General features: G+C 37.3%; 22 protein-coding genes. 8 read left to right on the top strand and 14 right to left on the bottom strand.

Annotated elements, in window-relative coordinates; translation table 11 throughout:
* Positions 1-23: 23 nt before the first annotated feature.
* Positions 24-1073 carry a M42 family metallopeptidase gene (locus tag JR347_RS17600; protein ID WP_205721885.1) on the top strand — a complete coding sequence of 350 codons (1050 nt, stop codon included), beginning with the start codon at positions 24-26 and terminating at the stop codon, positions 1071-1073.
* Positions 1074-1157: 84 nt separating this feature from the next.
* Here JR347_RS17600 and crcB read toward each other — a convergent pair whose 3' ends face one another.
* The 4 genes from crcB to JR347_RS17580 form a co-directional block, all read right to left on the bottom strand.
* On the bottom strand, positions 1158-1526 hold the full coding sequence (gene crcB / locus JR347_RS17595; RefSeq protein WP_205721884.1) for a fluoride efflux transporter CrcB: 369 nt from the start codon (positions 1524-1526) through the stop codon (positions 1158-1160).
* Positions 1523-1966: a hypothetical protein gene (locus JR347_RS17590; RefSeq protein ID WP_205721883.1), complete on the bottom strand. Its 444-nt coding sequence runs from the start codon at positions 1964-1966 to the stop codon at positions 1523-1525. The genes crcB and JR347_RS17590 overlap by 4 nt, the downstream gene beginning before the upstream one ends.
* Before the next feature lie 123 nt (positions 1967-2089).
* A complete protein-coding gene (locus JR347_RS17585) occupies positions 2090-3133 on the bottom strand; it encodes a hypothetical protein (RefSeq protein WP_205721882.1) in 1044 nt (347 codons plus the stop codon).
* A gap of 14 nt (positions 3134-3147) precedes the next feature.
* Positions 3148-4332: a Pycsar system effector family protein gene (locus JR347_RS17580; RefSeq protein ID WP_205721881.1), complete on the bottom strand. Its 1185-nt coding sequence runs from the start codon at positions 4330-4332 to the stop codon at positions 3148-3150.
* 133 nt (positions 4333-4465) lie between these two features.
* Here JR347_RS17580 and JR347_RS17575 point away from each other — a divergent pair, with 133 nt between their 5' ends.
* Positions 4466-6754, top strand: a complete 2289-nt coding sequence (locus tag JR347_RS17575) for a TonB-dependent receptor (RefSeq protein ID WP_205721880.1) — start codon at positions 4466-4468, stop codon at positions 6752-6754.
* 6 nt (positions 6755-6760) lie between these two features.
* Positions 6761-6961 carry a DUF3820 family protein gene (locus tag JR347_RS17570; RefSeq protein ID WP_235689710.1) on the top strand — a complete coding sequence of 67 codons (201 nt, stop codon included), beginning with the start codon at positions 6761-6763 and terminating at the stop codon, positions 6959-6961.
* Here the strand turns inward: JR347_RS17570 and JR347_RS17565 are convergent.
* Positions 6958-7422 (bottom strand): hypothetical protein, encoded by a 465-nt coding sequence (locus JR347_RS17565; protein ID WP_205721879.1) that lies wholly within the window; start codon positions 7420-7422, stop codon positions 6958-6960. The two genes, JR347_RS17570 and JR347_RS17565, sit on opposite strands and share 4 nt — an antisense overlap.
* A 389-nt stretch (positions 7423-7811) precedes the next feature.
* Here JR347_RS17565 and JR347_RS17560 point away from each other — a divergent pair, with 389 nt between their 5' ends.
* The 5 genes from JR347_RS17560 to JR347_RS17540 all read left to right on the top strand — a co-directional run bounded on the left by JR347_RS17560 (position 7812) and on the right by JR347_RS17540 (position 12458).
* Entirely contained in the window at positions 7812-9038 is a 1227-nt protein-coding gene (locus JR347_RS17560) for an OmpA family protein (protein ID WP_205721878.1), read from the top strand.
* 16 nt (positions 9039-9054) lie between these two features.
* Positions 9055-10326 (top strand): OmpA family protein, encoded by a 1272-nt coding sequence (locus JR347_RS17555; protein ID WP_205721877.1) that lies wholly within the window; start codon positions 9055-9057, stop codon positions 10324-10326.
* A gap of 71 nt (positions 10327-10397) precedes the next feature.
* On the top strand, positions 10398-10925 hold the full coding sequence (locus JR347_RS17550) for a TetR/AcrR family transcriptional regulator (protein WP_205721876.1): 528 nt from the start codon (positions 10398-10400) through the stop codon (positions 10923-10925).
* A 40-nt stretch (positions 10926-10965) separates the two neighbouring features.
* Entirely contained in the window at positions 10966-11787 is an 822-nt protein-coding gene (locus tag JR347_RS17545; RefSeq protein ID WP_235689709.1) for an SDR family oxidoreductase, read from the top strand.
* Between the two features lie 5 nt (positions 11788-11792).
* Positions 11793-12458 (top strand): NAD-dependent epimerase/dehydratase family protein, encoded by a 666-nt coding sequence (locus tag JR347_RS17540; RefSeq protein WP_205721875.1) that lies wholly within the window; start codon positions 11793-11795, stop codon positions 12456-12458.
* A gap of 65 nt (positions 12459-12523) precedes the next feature.
* On the opposite strand, the gene JR347_RS17535 is transcribed toward JR347_RS17540, so the two are convergent.
* The 9 genes from JR347_RS17535 to JR347_RS17495 all read right to left on the bottom strand — a co-directional run bounded on the left by JR347_RS17535 (position 12524) and on the right by JR347_RS17495 (position 19137).
* Positions 12524-12901, bottom strand: coding sequence for a nuclear transport factor 2 family protein (locus JR347_RS17535; RefSeq protein ID WP_205721874.1), 378 nt, complete (start codon positions 12899-12901; stop codon positions 12524-12526).
* 20 nt (positions 12902-12921) lie between these two features.
* The gene (locus JR347_RS17530; protein WP_205721873.1) at positions 12922-13293 is read right to left on the bottom strand and encodes a cupin domain-containing protein; all 372 of its coding nucleotides are present in this window, start codon (positions 13291-13293) and stop codon (positions 12922-12924) included.
* Positions 13294-13296: 3 nt separating this feature from the next.
* The gene (locus JR347_RS17525; protein WP_205721872.1) at positions 13297-13488 is read right to left on the bottom strand and encodes a DUF3185 family protein; all 192 of its coding nucleotides are present in this window, start codon (positions 13486-13488) and stop codon (positions 13297-13299) included.
* Positions 13489-13524: 36 nt separating this feature from the next.
* Positions 13525-13668, bottom strand: coding sequence for a hypothetical protein (locus JR347_RS17520; RefSeq protein ID WP_205721871.1), 144 nt, complete (start codon positions 13666-13668; stop codon positions 13525-13527).
* A gap of 236 nt (positions 13669-13904) precedes the next feature.
* A complete protein-coding gene (locus tag JR347_RS17515) occupies positions 13905-14219 on the bottom strand; it encodes an HPF/RaiA family ribosome-associated protein (protein ID WP_205721870.1) in 315 nt (104 codons plus the stop codon).
* A 231-nt stretch (positions 14220-14450) separates the two neighbouring features.
* Positions 14451-15791: a PhoH family protein gene (locus JR347_RS17510; RefSeq protein ID WP_205721869.1), complete on the bottom strand. Its 1341-nt coding sequence runs from the start codon at positions 15789-15791 to the stop codon at positions 14451-14453.
* An 81-nt stretch (positions 15792-15872) separates the two neighbouring features.
* On the bottom strand, positions 15873-16523 hold the full coding sequence (locus JR347_RS17505) for an AlbA family DNA-binding domain-containing protein (RefSeq protein ID WP_205721868.1): 651 nt from the start codon (positions 16521-16523) through the stop codon (positions 15873-15875).
* A 9-nt stretch (positions 16524-16532) separates the two neighbouring features.
* Complete coding sequence (locus JR347_RS17500; protein WP_205721867.1) at positions 16533-18029, bottom strand: P-loop NTPase family protein; 1497 nt, start codon at positions 18027-18029, stop codon at positions 16533-16535.
* Positions 18030-18039: 10 nt separating this feature from the next.
* Positions 18040-19137 (bottom strand): vWA domain-containing protein, encoded by a 1098-nt coding sequence (locus JR347_RS17495; RefSeq protein WP_205721866.1) that lies wholly within the window; start codon positions 19135-19137, stop codon positions 18040-18042.
* Positions 19138-19335: the final 198 nt, after the last annotated feature.

Genomic DNA, 19335 nt, shown 5'->3' with positions numbered 1-19335 from the left:
CGACATTCATTAATCGAATCTATATGGCTATTAACGTAAAACTACTTAAGAAAATATGTGAAGCGCCCGGTGTGCCCGGATATGAGAGCAAAATCAGAAAGATTATCATCGATGAAGTTACTCCATTAGTTGACTCAGTAAAGGTGGACAATATGGGTAATGTGATTGCTTTGAAAAAAGGAAAATCTTCTGAAAAATCTGCCATGGTAGGTGCGCACATGGATGAAATAGGTTTTATAGTTACACATGTAGATGATAAGGGCTTTGTGCGATTCACAACATTGGGTGGTTTCGATCCCAAAACCCTCACGGCACAACGCGTGGTAATTCACGGTAAGAAAGATGTAATAGGTGTTATGGGTACCAAACCTATTCATGTGATGAGTCCAGAAGAGCGTAATAGAATGCCGAAGATTAAAGATTATTACATTGATCTGGGGATGAAAAAGGAGGAGGTCGAGAAGATTGTTGGAGTTGGCGATCCGATTACCAGAGAGCGTGAGCTGATAGAAATGGGCGACTGTGTGAACTGTAAATCGATTGATAACCGCGTTTCTGTATTTATATTAATCGAGACGTTAAGAAAGCTTAAAAATGTACCTTATGATGTATATGGAGTATTTACAGTGCAGGAGGAGGTGGGCATTCGAGGAGCTAATGTGGCAGCCCACAGTATAAATCCAACTTTTGGTTTTGGTTTAGATACTACAATCGCCTTTGATTTACCAGGAGCGGCAGCGCATGAAAAAGTAACATCTTTAGGTGAGGGGGCAGCTATCAAAATTATGGATGCAAGTACCATTTGCGATTACCGAATGATTGACTACATGAAAAAGACTGCTGATAAGAAGAAGATAAAATGGCAACCAGAGTTACTTACTGCTGGTGGAACAGATACAGCAGGCATTCAAAGAATGGGTAAAGATGGAGCTATTTCCGGAGCAGTATCCATCCCAACAAGACATTTGCATCAGGTAATTGAAATGGCACATAAAGAAGATATTGATGGTGGTATTAAGTTGCTAAAAGTATGCCTGGAGGAATTAGATAAATACGATTGGGAGCATAGGTAATTAAGCTTCAAGGCGCAAGTAACAAGCTTCAAGCTTCAAGTTTTCATTCAAAATTTTAGCTTGTAGCTTGGAACTAAAAGCTTGTTACTTCACAATCAGCTGTCCGGCAAACGCAGCTCCAATTCCAAGAACAACACTCGCAGCAATGTAAAGAAATGAGGTAAACACTTCTTTACCAGACAAAAGGTTAAGGTTTTCCAAGGCGAAGGTAGAGAAAGTAGTAAAGCTTCCGCAGATACCTACAGCCAGTAATAATCTCATAGGTTCGTTAAGAAGATCTTTGGCAGCTAAACTCATAATTATTCCTAGTAAAAAACTGCCAATAATATTTACTGTAAAAGTGGAGAGAGGGAATGTCAGTTCAAAGCGCTTATCAATGAATAAATAAGTAACGTAGCGCAAGGTGCTTCCAATAAAACCGCCTAATCCAACCAACAGAATATTCTTTATCATTTCTTCTCTCTTTTAGCGATTTTCTTTTTTAGATAGGTAATCACTTTAGGGTATTCGGTGTGCTCCTGCATAGAAAGGCTGAGCCGTTTTTGATCCTCAAACAATATTTCGAGTTCCTTATATTTTCCACCGGCAGTTTTAATGGTGGTCTCATGCCACATTTTCACATCATTCAAGTCGTATATTTTTTCATTGAAGCGCGTAGGAAAATTGATAATCACATTCCCTTTACCAAATCGAACCACCTTGTATTTGAAAATCATACGAAAAAGAAGACCTAACCCTATAGGCCCGAAAATGAGAAAAAGGGCATAGTGGTACCATTCTGGTTTCTCAGCGCCAAATACATATCCTACAGAATAGCCACTCACAGAAAGACAGGCAGCCACAAAAACTCCTAACGAAAATAGTGTTCCTACTTTGGGTTTAACGATGATCATAAATTCAAAAATAGAAGAATAATACTACTTGAAACAAGCCAAATCTCTTTTTGTCATTCAGGCCGTGAGCAGGAATCTCGAACTAAATCAGATTCTGAGCTGACCTTCACTTAATATTTCATATTAAGGAAACTGATAAGTAGGCTTTTGATTTAATACCGTTTCAAGACTTCGCTGTACAAGCTCGCCCATAGTTTTGCATTCCAGAAAAGAGTCGTTCTTATAGTGTTTGGCTAAATCTTTGGCTAGCGATTTCACATTTTTAGGTGTAGATAAGTTATCTGACGACATAGCGTGTAAAAGCTCAATCGTTTTTTCTTTACTGGCTTTATACCTGTGTGCAATTAACGACCTTTCTTCTTTTTGGTATTGCTTCACGGTTTCTGGTGTCATGCATTTAAGTCCAATTTTTATGAGTGGGTTGTTTTGTTTAAAATATTGTGGCAGATAAATGGCCTTTCTTCCTTCATAGGATTGCTGATCGAAATCAATGGCCCTAATTCTGTAATCTACTTCTTCAAAATCTGGCGTAATGTCAATGACAAAATTGCTAGAGTGCATATCTCCTAATAGGCGAACAAAACAGCGTTCATTAAATTTTACAAACTCTTTAGCGATTCGAATTTCATTCAAATTCTTATCATTCAAATGATATTTCATAAACTGGTCGCCCGGTATACCCACAATGTGTTCCTCAATAAGGGTTTCCTTATTTACTACATAACTTATCCTGTTTGGTGAAAGCAAATGCTCAAGCTCTAAACCATATACGCGCGATGCATCGGCATTTTTTATGTAGAAGTAATCGAAGTTATCGTTAATACGATTGACAATTCGAATTCTAAAAGGCTGAGTATTGCCAAATACACATAAATCAATACGGTCAACAAAAAGATGCTCCATCACAGATAAATCGCCATCGGCTTTTAATATGGCGTAAATGGTTTTCACACTATGGTGGATGTCCTTCATCTCATCTTGAGGGTAAAAAACCGTTTCCCAAAGTGTATCTTTTCCCTTATTATCGATCAGAGCAATCGAATTATTATAACGGAGGAGGTCCTGATAATTAATGGGTAACTCAATCTCACGATCGTATTTGAGCAGGTAGCCTCTAAGAGCTTTACTGATCTTATAAATGTTCTTTTTCTTGCTGATTATGGCCATAAAACAAAATCGAATTATGAATTGGTATAAATAAAGATCAATATAAAGGCAACCACAGTTAGCGATAGGCCAATCATAAAGACATTATAGGATATTTTAAGAAGTCGGTACTTCTCCTTAAGAACCTTGCCAAGGTTATATAAATCCATTGACATGCTATCATATAAATCTTCCTGATTTTCTTTCAGACGTTGAAGGTATGATTTGAATTGTTTTTTAGTTACTCCCAAAAAGTTACCAAAGTAAAGCAAGCTCATGTCGTTGTTATTTAATTTATCCCAATCAATATCTTTTTGGGTAAGCTTTGGTCTGGCAGATAAAACTGCAAACACCACAGATAAGAGAGAACTGATAAGAAGCGTAAATATAGGTACAGTGAATCTGAGGTTTTCAATAATATAAGATTCTCTAATACTCAAGCTGGCACCAGAAAGGGTAACAATTACCGATATTAGAATAGTATTGATACTAATCATCATGTTCGCCTTGCCATCGGCAATAGCACTTAAATTAATATGTGTTCTGTAGCTAGACCGGTAGAGTGTATCAATGCCTCTTCCCAAATCCTTTCCAGTATTTGTTCTGGTTGTTATTTTTTGAGCAGTTATAATATTTTTTCTCTGCCTCTTAATATTCTTAGATCTTCTACTACCATAGAGTGATTTGGCCTCTTTTGTTAAGAAGTTCGTTTCTACTAGATAATCATACCTTCTTTGTTCCCAATCTTGTTCGGTATACTCTTCATCTAGTACTTGTTTTCGCTCTATTCTCAATAGCTCACTTCTTCTAAAAAATCTTTTCTTACCAATATCTGAGATAATAGCATCATGCAATATTTCGTGCAGTTTAGATCTTTTAGCACCTGCTTCGCCAGAACCCTCAATAAGATCAACAATCTGATTTGCTCTTTCCTTATTAAAATCATTCTGAGATAGAAAATCTCTTGCCTCCTTAATGCTGTGAGAAATGAAATTTTCATAGTCGTATAAATAACCACTATTTACAAACCACGCTGCGAGCAACACCTGCTCACATTCATTTATCGTTAATCCTGCTTCATTACATAACTCTTTTGCAATTGAAACAATACTTTGAGTGTGAGACCAATTGTGGTAATTCAGAGAACTACTGTCATTCTCTTTAAATTTCTTGTGGAGATAGTTTTCGGTTTTTTTGAGTATAGCTGTAGGCTGATCCATTCCTTTAAATATAAAGAATATTAGTAATGATGGTCTGTATGAGCGAGGTCATGTTTAAATTTAGATAAGCCTAAAAATAAATTTTGATATATAATTATAATTGAATTAGCTTTGTGTAAATAAATAGGCATTAATGAGTTTCAAATACTGCATAGCATATTTTTTAATTGTATTTAATAGTATTGTTCAGGCGCAAACAAGCATCTCCGGTAAGGTCTTGCATGAGGGTGAGCCTATCGTTGGTGCAACAGTCCAAATAGTAGGCACAAAGACCGGAGCGGTGGCTGACGTTAACGGTTATTTTAAAATAGAGAATGTAGAATCAAATGAAGTGTCGCTCGAAATACGGGCGATTGGTTATAAGCCCACAACAAAAACAGTTAAAATCTCATCAGGTGAGAACCAACAATTGAATATAAATTTAGAAATAAGCAACCTGGGACTTGATGAAGTGGTGATAACAGGCACCATGCAACCAAAGTATATAACAGACTCTCCCGTAAAAGTTGAAGTAGTTACTTCTAACTACATGAACACGTTTACTCCCGCAGCAGCTTCTTCTATCGTTGAAGGTATTAAACTGGTTAATGGCATTCAGCAAGTTACAGCCTGTGGCGTTTGCTTTACAAATAGTATTAGTATAAATGGCTTGCCAGGCCCATATACAGCCATTTTAATGGACGGTACGCCTATTTACGGAAGTCTTGCATCGGTGTATGGTTTAAATGGCATACCATCAATGATAATCGATCGATTTGAGGTAATTAAAGGCCCAAGCTCTACTCTTTATGGTTCTGAAGCAGTTGCCGGTGTTATCAATGTGATTACTAAAGATCCGGATAAGCAACCTTCTTTTTCTGTAGATGTTATGGGTACTTCGCACTTAGAGTCTTTTGGCAATATTGCAGGAACAATAAAGGGAGAAAAAGCCAGTGGTTTTCTGGGTCTCAACTATGCATATATTAATGATTTTGATGACGATAATAAAGATGGCTTTGGAGATAATATTAATCTTGACAGATACTCATTATTTACTAAATGGGATATAAAAAGGCCTAGCAAAAAACGATTTACAATAGCCGGTAAAGTGTATTATGAAGACAGGCGCAATGGCGTTGAAGAATTTTTAGTGAATAGAAATTATAAAGAATTACGCGGGAGTGATGAAGTGTATGGCGAAAGTATTTATACGGAGAGAGCAGAGCTTTTTGGTACATACCAGTTAAACTCCTTGGAGAACATACGATTGGATTATTCTTTTTCAACCCATAATCAGGATAGCTATTACGGAGCCGACCATTATAAAGCAGAACAACATATCGGTTTTGCCAATTTAGTGTGGGATAAGCCATTGGATAGCCACAATTTGATAGTTGGACTAACCAACAGGTATCAAAGCTATGATGATAATACTGTGGCTACGAGAGATTCTACCTCAAATGGAATCGTTAATAAACCAGACAATCAATATATACCCGGTGTATTTGTACAGGATGAATGGCAGATATCTAAAAAATTTATGATGTTAACGGGTGTGAGATTAGACCATTATAATTTGCACGGACCTATACTTTCCCCAAGGCTTAACCTTAAATATAAGCTCGGACCATGGACATCTGTAAGAACTAATTTAGGAACAGGTTTTCGTGTTGTGAATCTATTTACTGAAGATCATGCATTTGTATCCGGTCAACGAGAGGTAGAAATACAAGGAGATTTAAAACCTGAACAATCTTATAATGCATCCATCAATATAAATCATGTGTATACCATTGGTGAAAGCCAGGGTATGATAGATATAGATGCCTATTATACTTACTTTACTAATAAGATTATACCTGACTATGATACTCCAAATAAAATCATTTATGCGAATACAGAAGGGCATGCCATTACCAAAGGGTTAGGGTTTAACGTAAATCACGATTTTCAAGGACCACTGGCAATTAGCGTAGGTTTCAACTGGCAAGACGTTACTCAAACAGAACCGAATGAGTTTGAAGAACTTGTTACTTCAGATATTGAATTTGCCCAACAGTATTCGGGTGTGATAACGGCTAATTACGAATTTAAAAGGGCGGGAATAACACTTGGCTATACAGCACGGCTTTCCGGACCAATGGCCCTGCCGGAGGTATTTGATTTGGATGAGTCTGGCAACCCTTTACCTAATGCAAGACCTACCGAATCGGACCCATTTTACATTCATAACTTTCAGGTGACAAAATCATTTAACAAGGGTTGGAGTGTGTATGGAGGTCTTCAAAATATATTTGATTATAGACAACCTATATCACCTTTAGTAGGTTTTAACGATCCTAATGCAAATATTGGATTCAGCGAATCATTTGATACATCCTATGCCTTTGCGCCAATTCATGGAAGAGAGCTATATTTAGGAGTTCGTTGGAACCTTAACTAATATAATTTGGAAGATGCATTTGATCCTGTAAAAGCGCGACAAGAGCTTGAAGAATTGATGAGGTATCGAATGCCCTTCGGTAAATTCAAAAATACCCGTTTAGTAGAGCTACCGGTAGAATATTTAATATGGTTTAAGCGTAAAGGCTTTCCTGCGGGAAAATTAGGCAGATACCTTCAAATAGTCTTAAGTCAAAAAGGGGGTTAATTGGATAAAAGCGAATCTCCGTTAGATATAGCTACCTGCATCACCACTTTAACACTGTCCATTTTGTTTTTTTGAGTTGTCAGGTAATCGACTTTTTCCTGGTGAGACATACCCTCCATATTTGGCTTAAATTGGCGCATCCAGCCCATCATAGCTTCATCTGCTCCTTCAATTTTGTCTACCGCAGAAACATACACACTTGATTCAGTTGCTTTACCTGCTTCCCTTAGCGAATCAGACATTTCTATTAACCTGCCTTTGATCTCCATCATACTTTCCATTTTAGGCATCATTTCGTCATGCACTGCCATTACCTCATCATACAACGACTTTTCAATTTGTTCTTCTTTAGGAAGCTCAGACTCTTCTGTTGAATTAGCTTCTTCCTGCGTTTTATTTCCAGCACAAGATATGGCTAACAGGCAAATAGATAGGGTAAAGAATTTTATTAGATGGTTCATAGAGCTGATTAAAATTTATCAAAGTTAAGGAAAGGTATTATGGTCTAAAAAGGCTCATTTTAATTATTTATTGATTTATATAATTAAAAAAATTCTAAATAAAATAATATTTAAAACACCTAAATAGCTGAAATTGAAGAACTTACTATATTTTCTTTGTTTTGATTACTTTAAATATTTACATTTCGGAGTTAATTTTTTAAACTTTTACTATCATTTTTTTAATATGCTAGCTGATTATAGCATAGTGAGATCAACTTACCAGTGCTTGATTCCATTCAGGCTCAGGGGAATAATTTGGTTTTTTTGTTGGGTTGGTAACTATTTTAATTTGCCAAGGCTGTGTATTCAACAGGCTCAACACCATCAATTTTTTAGACTTTAACGCCATGAATACTTTCCGAAAATCATTAATTGTTATTTTATTTTTCACTGTTACTACAGCTCTTGCACAGATTCCTGACAATGTAAAAAGTTATGCAGTAATAGGTGTCTTTAATTTGGAATCGAATGCCCAAAGGTTTGCCGATTTTTATGCAACTAAAGGCTTAAAGACAAGTGTACGTGAAAATAATTTCAATAACCTTCACTATGTATACGTGCATGAGTCCAGCGATGTAGAAGAAGCCAGAAGTAGGGTATTATCTATACGCGAGCAATTTTCTGCGTTAGGAAAAACATGGTTGTATAATGGTAATTTCAATTGCCTTCACATACCGTCCGATCAATTAAAGCAGCAAAATGTCGCTTCAAATTCTGGAGGAAATGATTTGGAGAAACTTGTGCATGATGTTGAAGAGGCTGAATTAGAGCGGGAAGCACGTCAGGCCAATATGCAAAATGAAATGACTGAGGAGATGGTGGCTCAGAATGAGGAACCAGTAAGAGTAAAGCCTGACGATAAGTTTTGGGTCTATTTTAATACCTATGATGTAACTGACTTACACGAAGTAAAAGGAAGTGTTAAAACCACTGATATTGAAAGACAGAAGGATTTAGGAAAACTGCCAACACAGGAATTGGTGGAAATGGATGACCCTAATAATGGTACACGAAAAGTCAATTTTGAAACGGACATTTTCGGATACAGAATAGTGAACAGGCAGGTGGACCTGGATGAGCCTGAAACTTCAAAAGACAAAGAGCACGTAACAACCATTGGTGACAGTATTATCGTTGATATGCCCTTAAGGCGTTATAATAAAGGTGATTATATGACTATGTGGAATGTATATTTCTATATAGATGCGGCTATCATGAGAGAAGAATCAATTACTGAATTGAACCAATTACTCAATATGATGCAGGAAAATGACAATATGAGAATAGCGATTCATGGTCATACTAATGGTAATTCGCATGGTGTGGTTAAGCATTTGGATTTAGACGATAAGAAGTTCTTTAGTTTAAATGGTTCACACTTAGAAACTAAAGCCAGTGCGAAGAAACTGTCAGAGTATAGAGCTTACACTATCCAGCATTGGTTAATGGATCAAGGCATTGAAGAAGATCGTATGGAGATAAAAGGATGGGGTGGTAAAAAGATGCTTTATGATAAGCATAGTTCATCGGCTGAGAAGAATGTGCGAGTTGAGATTGAAATTTTGGAAGAATAATTACCATATTTGATAAATGAGACTCCTTTCACTTTTTCTTATAGTTTTTACATCACTAGCCCAGAGTTTATACTCACAAACCAAAGATATTCCCCAAGGCTATGCCATCGTTGTTGGGGCCTACGCCAAAAGCCAGGTTGAATTAGCTGTTAAATTTACGAAACAGGTAAGTAATGAAGGTTATGATGCTCGTTTTGGTCTAAATGAGCGAGGTTCGTTGATTTATGTTTATGTAGATCATACTGAGAGTTTTAAGGAAGCCATAGCTAAAATGAAGGAGATGAGAACAAAGGAAGGCTTTGGAGATTCCTGGGTGCATGTTAAGACTTCAGAAGCCCGATTGCAACTATCTCCTGAAGAACAAAAAAGAGCTGAAGAAACAACTCAAGCACTAAAGAAGGAAGTGGTTAATCCACTGGGTGATCTATATGCCGAGCGATTCAAGAATGTAGAAAAGGATGAGCCAGAAGAGGAAGAAGTACCTAAGAAAAAGAAAGAAGAAGTAACTGAAAAACCTAAAGCTGAAGAGGAGAGTATATCAGAAGTAGAGAAAGAGGAAATTGCTGTTGAAAAAGATGATCGACTGGAAGTTAAGTTCGAGCTGACAAATTCAACTGACGGAAGTGAAGTAAAAGGAGAGCTTCAAATAATAGATACAGAACGTTCGAAGCTAATGGACGTTGTAGAGTCAGGTCATCATGTTCATGTAGACGATCCTAAGAATGGCTCTGGTCAGATTACCGTCATAGTTGATGTATTTGGGTTTAGGAAAGTACAGAAAGAGTTCAACTATTACGATCCAATAAATGGCACAACCAATGCAGAAATAGATTCAACGGAAAATGGATTAGTGCTCAATTTTGATTTGGTGCGCTACCGTAAAGGCGACATCATAACTATGTATAATGTTTTTTACTATAAAGATGCAGCAGTTATGCGACCAGAATCTAAGTATGAAGTTAATAGCTTGCTCGATATGCTGCAAGAGAACAAAAACATGCGTATTAAAATACATGGCCATGTAAATGGTAAACATGCCGGACCTATAATTTCTGTGATCGATGATCAGTTTTTTAACTTGAGCAATGACAACCCTAAAGGTTTTGGAAGTGCGAAGAAGCTGTCGAAAGAGCGAGCAGAAACCATTCGAGATTACTTAGTAAGTAAAGGAATTTCAGAAGATCGGATGGAGATAAAAGCCTGGGGCGGTAATAGAATGCTCCACGATAAACACAGCACCAAGGCCAAACAGAATGTGCGTGTGGAGATTGAAATCCTTGATGAGTAACCACTATTTTTATTGACAAATTTGGAAATGAACCATTCTTGTTATTACTTTGTAAGTAATTACTCACTAACATGACTGAGAAACAAGAAAAAATATTAAATGCAGCATTAGAGCTGTTTGCTGAAGAAGGGTATGGATCAACCTCTACCAGTAAAATAGCTAAAAAGGCAGGTGTTTCGGAAGGGTTGATTTTCAGGCATTTTACTAATAAGGAGGGTCTTTTAGAAGCAATTTCTAAAGAAGGCGAATCAAGACTTAAGGTGCTTTTTGCCAATATAGTAATGGAATCAGACCCACAGGAAGTAATCAACAAAACGTTTAGAATTGCTTCAGAAATTGCTATGGATAGTGAGCAATCACATTTCTGGAAATTACAATACAAATTAAAGTGGGAAACAGAATTGTATGATGAAAAAAAAATGGAGCCCATCAGAAATGCTTTAACTACTGCGTTTGAAAAACTAGGCTATCAGAACCCAGAACAGGAAGCTGATATTTTACTATTGTTATTAGATGGCTTAGCTACTCGCTATTTCTTATCAGACAATTTTGATATGGAAAATATGATCGAATTTTTATTAATAAAATATCAGGAATAAAAAATTTAAAGAACAAGTAAGTAAGTACTCACATAAAATTATGAAAACAATATTTATTACAGGTGCATCATCAGGAATTGGAAGAAGTACAACAGAATATTTCCAGAAAAAGGGCTGGAATGTAGCCGCCACCATGCGTAGTCCGGAGAAGTATGAGGATCTGGCCAAAATGGAAAATGTTCATTTGTACAAATTGGATGTAACTGATCAACAATCTATCGATAGCGCGATCGATGCGGCCATTTCTGACTTTGGACAAATTGATGTATTAGTGAACAATGCAGGTTATGGTTTGGTAGGTGCTTTCGAGGCATCAACAAACGAACAGATTAGAAGACAGTTCGATACCAATGTATTTGGTTTAATGAACGTGACCAGGGCGATACTACCTCATTTTAGAAAGAATAAGGCCGGAATTGTAATCAATATAGCGTCAGTTGGTGGCAGAATTACCTTCCCTCTTTATAGTTTGTATCATGGCACAAAATGGGCCGTTGAAGGATTTTCCGAATCGTTGCATTATGAATTGAAACAGTTTGGCATTAAAGTTAAATTGATAGAACCAGGCGCCATAAAAACAGATTTTTATGACAGGTCAATGGATTTAATGAAAGCGGAGAATCTTGAGGAATATGACAAATATGTAAATGGTACCTTTAATACCATGCAAAAGGTTGGGGCAAATGCACCAGGACCTATTGTCGTAGCTAAAAAGATTTATAAAGCAGCAACAGACAGTGGCTATAAGATGAGATATCCTGTAGGTAGTGGAGCACCATTTCTTTTATTCTTAAAGCGAGTGCTACCCAACAATTGGTTTTTTGCAATGGTTAGGATGGTAACCGAGAAAAATATAAAATAGAAACTATGAAAGTTATTATAACAGGTGCAACAGGTATGGTAGGTAAAGGGGTTCTTTTAGAATGTCTTGATCACCCTGAAATCTCCGAAGTGTTGCTAATAAACCGTAGGCAGATAAGTATAAAACACGAAAAGATCAAGGAGATCATCCACCAGGATTTCGGAAACTATGATTCTATAAAAGATCAATTAGCTGGATATGATGCAGCATATCTTTGCATGGGTATTAGTGCAGCGGGGTTGAGTGAAGCCAAGTACAAAGAAATAACCTATGATTACACATTAGCCTTGGCCAAAGTCTTATATAATCATAATGCCAATATGACAATTACATATGTGTCAGGTCAAGGTACTGATAGCTCTGAGAAAGGCAGAACTATGTGGGCACGAGTAAAGGGTAAAACTGAAAATGACCTACTCAATATGGGTTTCAAACAAGCATTTATGTACAGGCCCGGTGCAATTATCCCGCTCAAAGGAATTAAGTCCGGCACCCGATTGTACCAGTTCTTCTACGATTACTTTATGTGGCTGATAAAGCTGCTAAAGTTTTTATTCCCTAAATCGATAGTAAATACAACTCAGCTAGGGCAATCAATGATAAATGTTACTCGCTCAGGTTATGAGAAAAATATTCTCAAGCCTTCGGATATTTTAAGGACATCAAAATAATAATCAAGGCTAGAGTTTAGATTTATAATTATTTTATGGATGGACTAATCTCAGATAAAAGAACCTTAATACATGGTATTAGGGTTTTTAGATTTCTCTGGTATTTGTTGAATGGCATCCCAGTGCTCACAGATTTTTCCATTCGCATCAAAACGAAAGAAATCCATAGTTACGTATTCATCATTACCTGGCCAAACTTGGTGGGTGTGTAATGCTACCAAATCACCTTCTGCAATACTTCGAACAAATTTGAGGCTTTTATCGGGGTACTCATTATGCATCCGCTCAAAATAGCGAATAAAGCCCTCTGTTCCATTTTCTACATCAGGATTATGTTGAATATACTCATTACCAACATATAACTCCACTGCCTTTCGCGGATTGCCCTGGTATGCCAATTTATAAAAAGCAATGGCATTCTCTTTGTTTTTTTCTGAATCCATCTCGAATGTTTTCAAGTTGTCTATTTAGGCTCTACTATTAGAAATACTGCAGTACTGTCGCCAACATTCAGTACTTCATGCCATTCTATTCCTTCATTTGAGAAGTGGGTGCCTGTGGGTACATTAATTTCCCTTGTACCAGTGGCATCTGTTATGCGAAATGTGCCACCTGCAATTGTATAACCAAAGTGCCTCTGATGGTAGTGTTTTTCATGCCCTACACCGGGCGGAAATGTGCATTTAAGCACTCTCAACTCAGCATTATCTTCTAAAACTTCGCAAACAGCCTCGCCATTCCAGCCAGCTTCTAATGGGTCGGGTAAGTTTTGCTTGGTAGAACACCTGGCAAAAATCAACAATAGTATTGCAACAGTATAATTATGAAAAACCATTGATTATTTGAGTTGACGAATTCCAAGTAAAATGCAAACTCCGCCAGCTACCATGCCAGCCCAAGCCTCAAACGGAGTATCGCCAATAAGAGCTCTGGTAATTTGTGAACTTGCAGAGTCATATATATCATAGCCCCATTTGGCCAATGCTATACCAGCTACAATAAGTACTACTCCAATTATTTTCTTAGTCATTTTTATTTAGTTTTTGATGATTAGCATGGTGCTTTACTAGTTCGAATTTTCTTCATAACCTTCTTTAAATCCCTCCTTGAAATTCTGGGCTTCCTCAGTTTTTGAAGCTTGATAAATTATTACACCAAGAGTAATAAGCCCTAATAGGATAAGAAAAATTTCTCTGTTTCTTAATTTCATACTTTTTGGTATTGGTAGAGAGTAGTTAAATATACCATCTAATATTTAATTGAGCGATTTTAATAGTACGAGGTTGGATATTGCCAGTTCACTTACACAAATGAATTAACTGAAATGAGCTTGAATGAGATTATGATAATTTTATTGATTATTTACAGGGCTTTAGAGCCTTGTTTCATTGTAGGTATTTTCAAATACCCTGTGCTTGTTATTTACATAAATAATCAAACCACTTTTTAATGAGCCTTTAACTTGCCAATGGCAGAATCTAACGCGCCTTTCATTTTATCAACTGCCATGCTCAGGGCCTTTTCTTTAGAACTATTTTTACTGGTAACAACCATTGGTTGCAGGCCCTTTAAACGAGCTTCAATTTTACATTGAATATCATCTGGCCCACCTTTAGTAGCATTTTCATCAGAAAGGTGTACTTCTATGCGTGTTATTCTATCAGTAAAGTGCTTAAGGGTAGTATTAATTTTATCAGAAACAAATGCCTGGAGCTTCTCGGTACCCTTAATATTATGGTCGGTGTTAATTTGTACGTTCATCTTATTTCAATTTATTTCCAACATTAATTTCACTGTAATCTACCGTGCCTTACTTTTTGCTTCTATCTACTGTGTCAGTAAATAATATGTTCTTGATCATCTTTATGATGAGTGCATCGGTATTATACACAAAAAGGGAATGTTTGCTCATTCCCTTTTTGTAGGCACTAACCAGATAAAGATTCTTTCTTCTTTTTGTAAATACTGTAGGTCAGTAAAATATTGTATTAATTACAACAACTCATTCGCCAAATTCGCCAGCTCAGAACGTTCTCCTTTTTCAAGGGTTACGTGCGCATAAAGCTCATGGTCTTTTACTCTGTCAATTAAATAAGAGAGGCCGTTACTTTGAGAATCCAGATATGGGGTATCTATTTGATAAATATCTCCCGTAAAGATAATCTTAGTATTCTCACCTGCACGAGTGATAATTGTTTTCACCTCATGTGGCGTCAGGTTTTGAGCCTCATCAACAATAAAACAGATGTTTGACAAGCTTCTTCCTCTGATATAGGCCAAAGGTGTAATTACCAGTTTTTCCTGATTCACCATCTCGGTAATCTTAGAATACTCTTTGTCAGATTCGTGATACTGGTTTTGGATAAACTTCAGGTTGTCCCAAAGCGGCTCCATGTAAGGGTTCAATTTCGATTTGATATCACCGGGTAAATAGCCGATGTCTTTATTACTCAATGGCACGATTGGTCTGGCTAAATAGATCTGCTTAAACTCACGCTTTTGTTCCATAGCCGCAGCAAGGGCAATTAATGTTTTACCCGTACCGGCCACACCTTGCATACTCACTAATTTTATGTTGGGGTTCATAATAGCATGAATGGCAAAAGCTTGTTCTGCATTCCTTGGCTTAATGCCATAAACAGAGCGCTTTTCTACATGCTCTATCAGTTCAGTAGCTGGGTTATAATAGGCCAGGGCAGATTTCTTTCCGCTCTTCAGAATGTAATAGCCATTGCGAGATGGCTTTTTCTTGCCCAACACATCTTGGGGTTCACAACTTCCTTTTTCGTAGAGCTCGTTAATTTTTTCAGGATCAGTTTTATCCTGCACCGATTTGCCCGAGTAGAGCGAACTTACATTCTTAACTTTTCCGGTATTATAATCTTCGGCAGGCAGCCCCAATGACTTTGCCTTCAAGCGAAGGTTGATATCCTTAGAAACAAGAATAACCTTGCGTCCTTTCATCTCCTCCTGCAGTTGAAGGGCTGTATTTAAAATTCGATGGTCTGCCTTTTCTTCGTCAAAAACTTTGGTAGCATCTACTTTGCTGTTCTGATCCATAAGCACTTTAAAGTTGCCTCTAGTTTTACCGTTTAACGGATTCCAGTCGTGCAGCATCTTGCCATCGGCAAGTTTATTTAATAACCGAATGAACTCCCGTGCTTCAAAGTTCTTCGTATCGTTTCCTTTTTTAAAGTTGTCTAGTTCCTCTAATACAGTTATCGGAATGCCAATATCATGCTCTGCGAAGTTCATGATAGAGTTGTGTTCGAAAATGATAACTGATGTGTCTAGAACGAAAACCTTTTTGTCTTTATTCTCCGCTTTTGCCATGCCGGTAGGTTTTTAGTAGTGGTTGAAGTATAGCTAAAAATAGACAACTGCTCAATAAGGCAAAAGAAGTTGTGAATTATTTTAAGAAATATTTTTTAGGGTATAGATATCGCCTTTTTCGGTGGGCCGAATTGCAAGTACATTGGCCAATACCAAAAGCACTAAAGTTCTGGATGCCATGTAGTTATTTAGGCCAGCCAATTCTTTAAATTCTTCTAGCGTAATGGATTTTTGTTCTTCCAAGTAGGCCATTAATTTTTGTTCTTTTTCTCCGTAGTTAAAACGGATGTCTTTGTTTTTTCTTTTGCGCTTAATGATTTCACGCATTTCTCTGCTAGCCTTTACGCTCTTGTCTTCATGACGTACATATACCTGACCCCATTTACTTTGAATATCTTCCTTTACGGCATGTGGTCGTCTTTTGCTTTGTGGAATGTGATACACAATAGCTGTAGCTTTTTCACTGAGCTCTATTTCTTCAATATTGTACTCGAAAGCTGGCTTACATAATTCTTCAATAGATTTATTGAGGGCATAAATTTCGTCCTCAGGAAATTTTACTCCCGGAATATCGCCATTATCACTCACACCAATGAGCAACTGACCGCCATTGGTATTGGCAAAAGCCACCAGCTCCCTCACAATTTTTTCAGGGTGAGCTACTTTACGTTTAAATTCCAAAAACTCTGATTCACCCTGAGCTACTAACTTTCTCAGGTCTCTGTAAGTCATGCCTCAATATTACTGGAAGTTTTCTTCGTCTTCATCACCCTCCGGGCCTGGCATAGTAAACATACTGCTTAGCAGGTCTTTAAACTGTAAGCCACTCGTAAGTTGATGCTTACTTAGCATACTGTATTCTGAAAGCCCATGCAAAGCAAATTCCATCAAAAAGATCTTTAGTTCTTTGTCGGCATGGCCATGTAAATCAGAGACAAGCTCCTTTAAACCCGGTATGCTGTTCAATGCTTTTTCATACTCCTTACCTTTGAAGTCATTCAGAATGTCCACCGTGTTTTCATTTCCAAACCAGTCGGTAATTTTTTTATAAGGATTATTGGCCTTTTGTTTTCTGATCTTATCAGGATCAGGGAAGAACTCAGTAAATTTTGTACGGATAGCTTTGCCTACTAAATTGTGCGCTACAATTCCGGGGCCTTCCTGTTCACCTTCATACACTAATTCCACCTTACCGGTAATCGAAGGTATTACGCCATAAAAGTCAGAAACCCGGATGTAAGTCTTTTCATTATTGATAAGCGCCCTACGTTCCGCTGCACTCATTAGGTTTTCTAATGCCGAGATAGTCAATCGGGCAGATACACCACTTTTGGCATCTACATATTCGCTATGTCTGGCCTCAAAAGCTATTTGTTCTATGAGGTCTTTGGCCACATCATTAACGGTTACCAACTCCTGCTGCTCAGGCTTTATATCTGCCTCTTGCTCAGTAATCTTCCTGCCAATTGCTATAGATTTAGGATAGTGAGTAATTATCTGGCTATCGATTCTATCTTTTAATGGGGTAACAATGCTACCTCTGTTGGTATAATCTTCTGGGTTAGCAGTAAAAACGAATTGTATTTCTAAAGGCATACGTACTTTAAAACCTCTTATTTGAATATCGCCTTCTTGTAAGATATTGAATAAGGCTACCTGAATTCTGGCTTGCAAATCCGGTAGTTCGTTAATCACAAATATGCCTCTATGAGATCTTGGAATCAAACCGAAATGTATGACTCGCTCATCAGAGTAGGGGAGTTTCATGGTGGCAGCTTTGATAGGGTCTACATCACCTATAAGGTCAGCAATGGAAACATCAGGGGTAGCCAGCTTCTCGGTATATCGTTCATCTCGCGATAGCCATGAAACGGGTGTGTCATCCCCCTTTTCGGCAACCATGTCTTTACCAAATCTGGATATCGGTTGCAGCGGATCGTCATTCATTTCACTGCCTTCTATGACAGGAATGTATTCATCCAGCAACTTTACCATCATACGGGCCATGCGGGTTTTGGCCTGGCCTCTTAAGCCTAAAAAATTAATGTCGTGCTTAGAAAGAATAGCTCTTTCCAAATCAGGAATCACTGATTCTTCATAACCCCAAATGCCTTCAAAGACATTTACTTTCTTTTTAAGATTTTGAATTAGGTTATCCCTCAGTTCTTGTTTTACTGATTTTGGCACATAACCTGCCTTCTTTAACTCTCCTAAAGTTTTAATTTTTGTATGATTCATAAAGTTAAGCTTAGAACTTTTTGCGTCTGTTTCTTCTGTAATCTTCGAATATCAAATGACCGAGCCCCTGCAAACTACTATAATAGGCGTTGCCGTCATTTACTTTGGTAAATTCCTTTACAAATTCTTTTAAATAGGGGTCAGATGCTATCATAAATGTAGTTACCGGTATTCGCAGTTTGCGGCATTGCTTGGCCAGATTTAACGTTCTATTTAAAATTTTGCTATCTAAACCAAAGCTGTTTTTGTAATATTTTATTCCCTCTTTCAGACAAGTGGGTTTGCCATCAGTGATCATAAATATCTGTTTGTTGGCGTTCTTTCTTTTTCTGAGTAGATCGAGTGCCAACTCAAGACCAGCAACAGTATTGGTATGATATGGGCCAACCTGTAAGTAAGGAAGGTCTTTGATTTCTATTTGCCAGGCATCATTACCAAAAACGATAATATCTAGTGTGTCTTTTGGGTATTTTTTGGTGATTAACTCGGCCAATGCCATGGCTACCTTTTTAGCTGGTGTAATTCTGTCTTCACCATATAAGATCATCGAGTGGGAGATGTCGATCATTAGTACCGTGGAGGTTTGGGTTTTATACTCGTTCTCCATGATTTCCAGATCGCCCTCGGTCATCATAAAGCTATCTAAACCATGATTAATTTGGGCATTTCTTAATGAATCTGTCATGGAGATTTGTTCGAGTGTGTCACCAAATTGGTAGTCCCTCTTATCTGTGCTTTGCTCATCACCCAGGCCACCATAATTTGTTTTATGATCGCCCCGTTTGGACTTCTTTAGTTTGCCAAAAATTTCTTCCAACGCGCTGCTGCGCATCTTCTGTTCACTTTTGGCCGTTACCTCAAATTTTCCTTCAGGATTTTCATCTGTGATGTAACCTTTATCCTTTAAATCTTCTATAAAATCTCCAATGCCATAGGCATCGCTAGTGAGGTTATATTGCTTGTCTACATTGCTCAGCCAGCTCAAAGCTTCAGATACATCGCCCGATGTTATAACTAGCAGTTGTAAGAAAATATCTAAAAGTTTATCAAAATCACTTTTGTTTTCTTTGGGATCTGGGATGAAATCGGTGAATCGGTGTCCAAGCATAGTAGAAATTACGTAGATAACTGGTACGAATTACTTAACCAAATTAGCCCATTTTCTGTTCAAATCTGCAATTTTTAATAATTGCTATTTTCAATCACTGATGTATGTTTTGGCTCTAACAAACACAAATAAAGAGCAACTTAAATTTTAAATTGAAGTTAATAAAGTAAGACCACCGTTTCTTTAACCACTACAATT

This window comes from Fulvivirga lutea (assembly GCF_017068455.1).
Classification (GTDB): domain Bacteria; phylum Bacteroidota; class Bacteroidia; order Cytophagales; family Cyclobacteriaceae; genus Fulvivirga; species Fulvivirga lutea.
The sequence above is the reverse complement of the archived record's forward strand: the minus strand, read 5'-3'. Positions and strand labels throughout refer to the sequence as shown.

Coding starts and splice junctions, on each gene's coding strand:
- JR347_RS17580 (WP_205721881.1), bottom strand. CDS start 4,332: ATGGATCAGCCTACAGCTATACTCAAAAAAACCGAAAACTATCTCCAC.
- JR347_RS17525 (WP_205721872.1), bottom strand. CDS start 13,488: ATGACTAAGAAAATAATTGGAGTAGTACTTATTGTAGCTGGTATAGCA.
- JR347_RS17520 (WP_205721871.1), bottom strand. CDS start 13,668: ATGAAATTAAGAAACAGAGAAATTTTTCTTATCCTATTAGGGCTTATT.
- JR347_RS17510 (WP_205721869.1), bottom strand. CDS start 15,791: ATGGCAAAAGCGGAGAATAAAGACAAAAAGGTTTTCGTTCTAGACACA.
- JR347_RS17495 (WP_205721866.1), bottom strand. CDS start 19,137: ATGCTTGGACACCGATTCACCGATTTCATCCCAGATCCCAAAGAAAAC.
- JR347_RS17500 (WP_205721867.1), bottom strand. CDS start 18,029: ATGAATCATACAAAAATTAAAACTTTAGGAGAGTTAAAGAAGGCAGGT.
- JR347_RS17590 (WP_205721883.1), bottom strand. CDS start 1,966: ATGATCATCGTTAAACCCAAAGTAGGAACACTATTTTCGTTAGGAGTT.
- JR347_RS17530 (WP_205721873.1), bottom strand. CDS start 13,293: ATGGTTTTTCATAATTATACTGTTGCAATACTATTGTTGATTTTTGCC.
- JR347_RS17565 (WP_205721879.1), bottom strand. CDS start 7,422: ATGAACCATCTAATAAAATTCTTTACCCTATCTATTTGCCTGTTAGCC.
- JR347_RS17555 (WP_205721877.1), top strand. CDS start 9,055: ATGAGACTCCTTTCACTTTTTCTTATAGTTTTTACATCACTAGCCCAG.
- JR347_RS17600 (WP_205721885.1), top strand. CDS start 24: ATGGCTATTAACGTAAAACTACTTAAGAAAATATGTGAAGCGCCCGGT.
- JR347_RS17535 (WP_205721874.1), bottom strand. CDS start 12,901: ATGGATTCAGAAAAAAACAAAGAGAATGCCATTGCTTTTTATAAATTG.
- JR347_RS17515 (WP_205721870.1), bottom strand. CDS start 14,219: ATGAACGTACAAATTAACACCGACCATAATATTAAGGGTACCGAGAAG.
- JR347_RS17550 (WP_205721876.1), top strand. CDS start 10,398: ATGACTGAGAAACAAGAAAAAATATTAAATGCAGCATTAGAGCTGTTT.
- JR347_RS17540 (WP_205721875.1), top strand. CDS start 11,793: ATGAAAGTTATTATAACAGGTGCAACAGGTATGGTAGGTAAAGGGGTT.
- JR347_RS17585 (WP_205721882.1), bottom strand. CDS start 3,133: ATGGCCATAATCAGCAAGAAAAAGAACATTTATAAGATCAGTAAAGCT.
- JR347_RS17575 (WP_205721880.1), top strand. CDS start 4,466: ATGAGTTTCAAATACTGCATAGCATATTTTTTAATTGTATTTAATAGT.
- JR347_RS17560 (WP_205721878.1), top strand. CDS start 7,812: ATGAATACTTTCCGAAAATCATTAATTGTTATTTTATTTTTCACTGTT.
- JR347_RS17545 (WP_235689709.1), top strand. CDS start 10,966: ATGAAAACAATATTTATTACAGGTGCATCATCAGGAATTGGAAGAAGT.
- crcB (WP_205721884.1), bottom strand. CDS start 1,526: ATGATAAAGAATATTCTGTTGGTTGGATTAGGCGGTTTTATTGGAAGC.
- JR347_RS17505 (WP_205721868.1), bottom strand. CDS start 16,523: ATGACTTACAGAGACCTGAGAAAGTTAGTAGCTCAGGGTGAATCAGAG.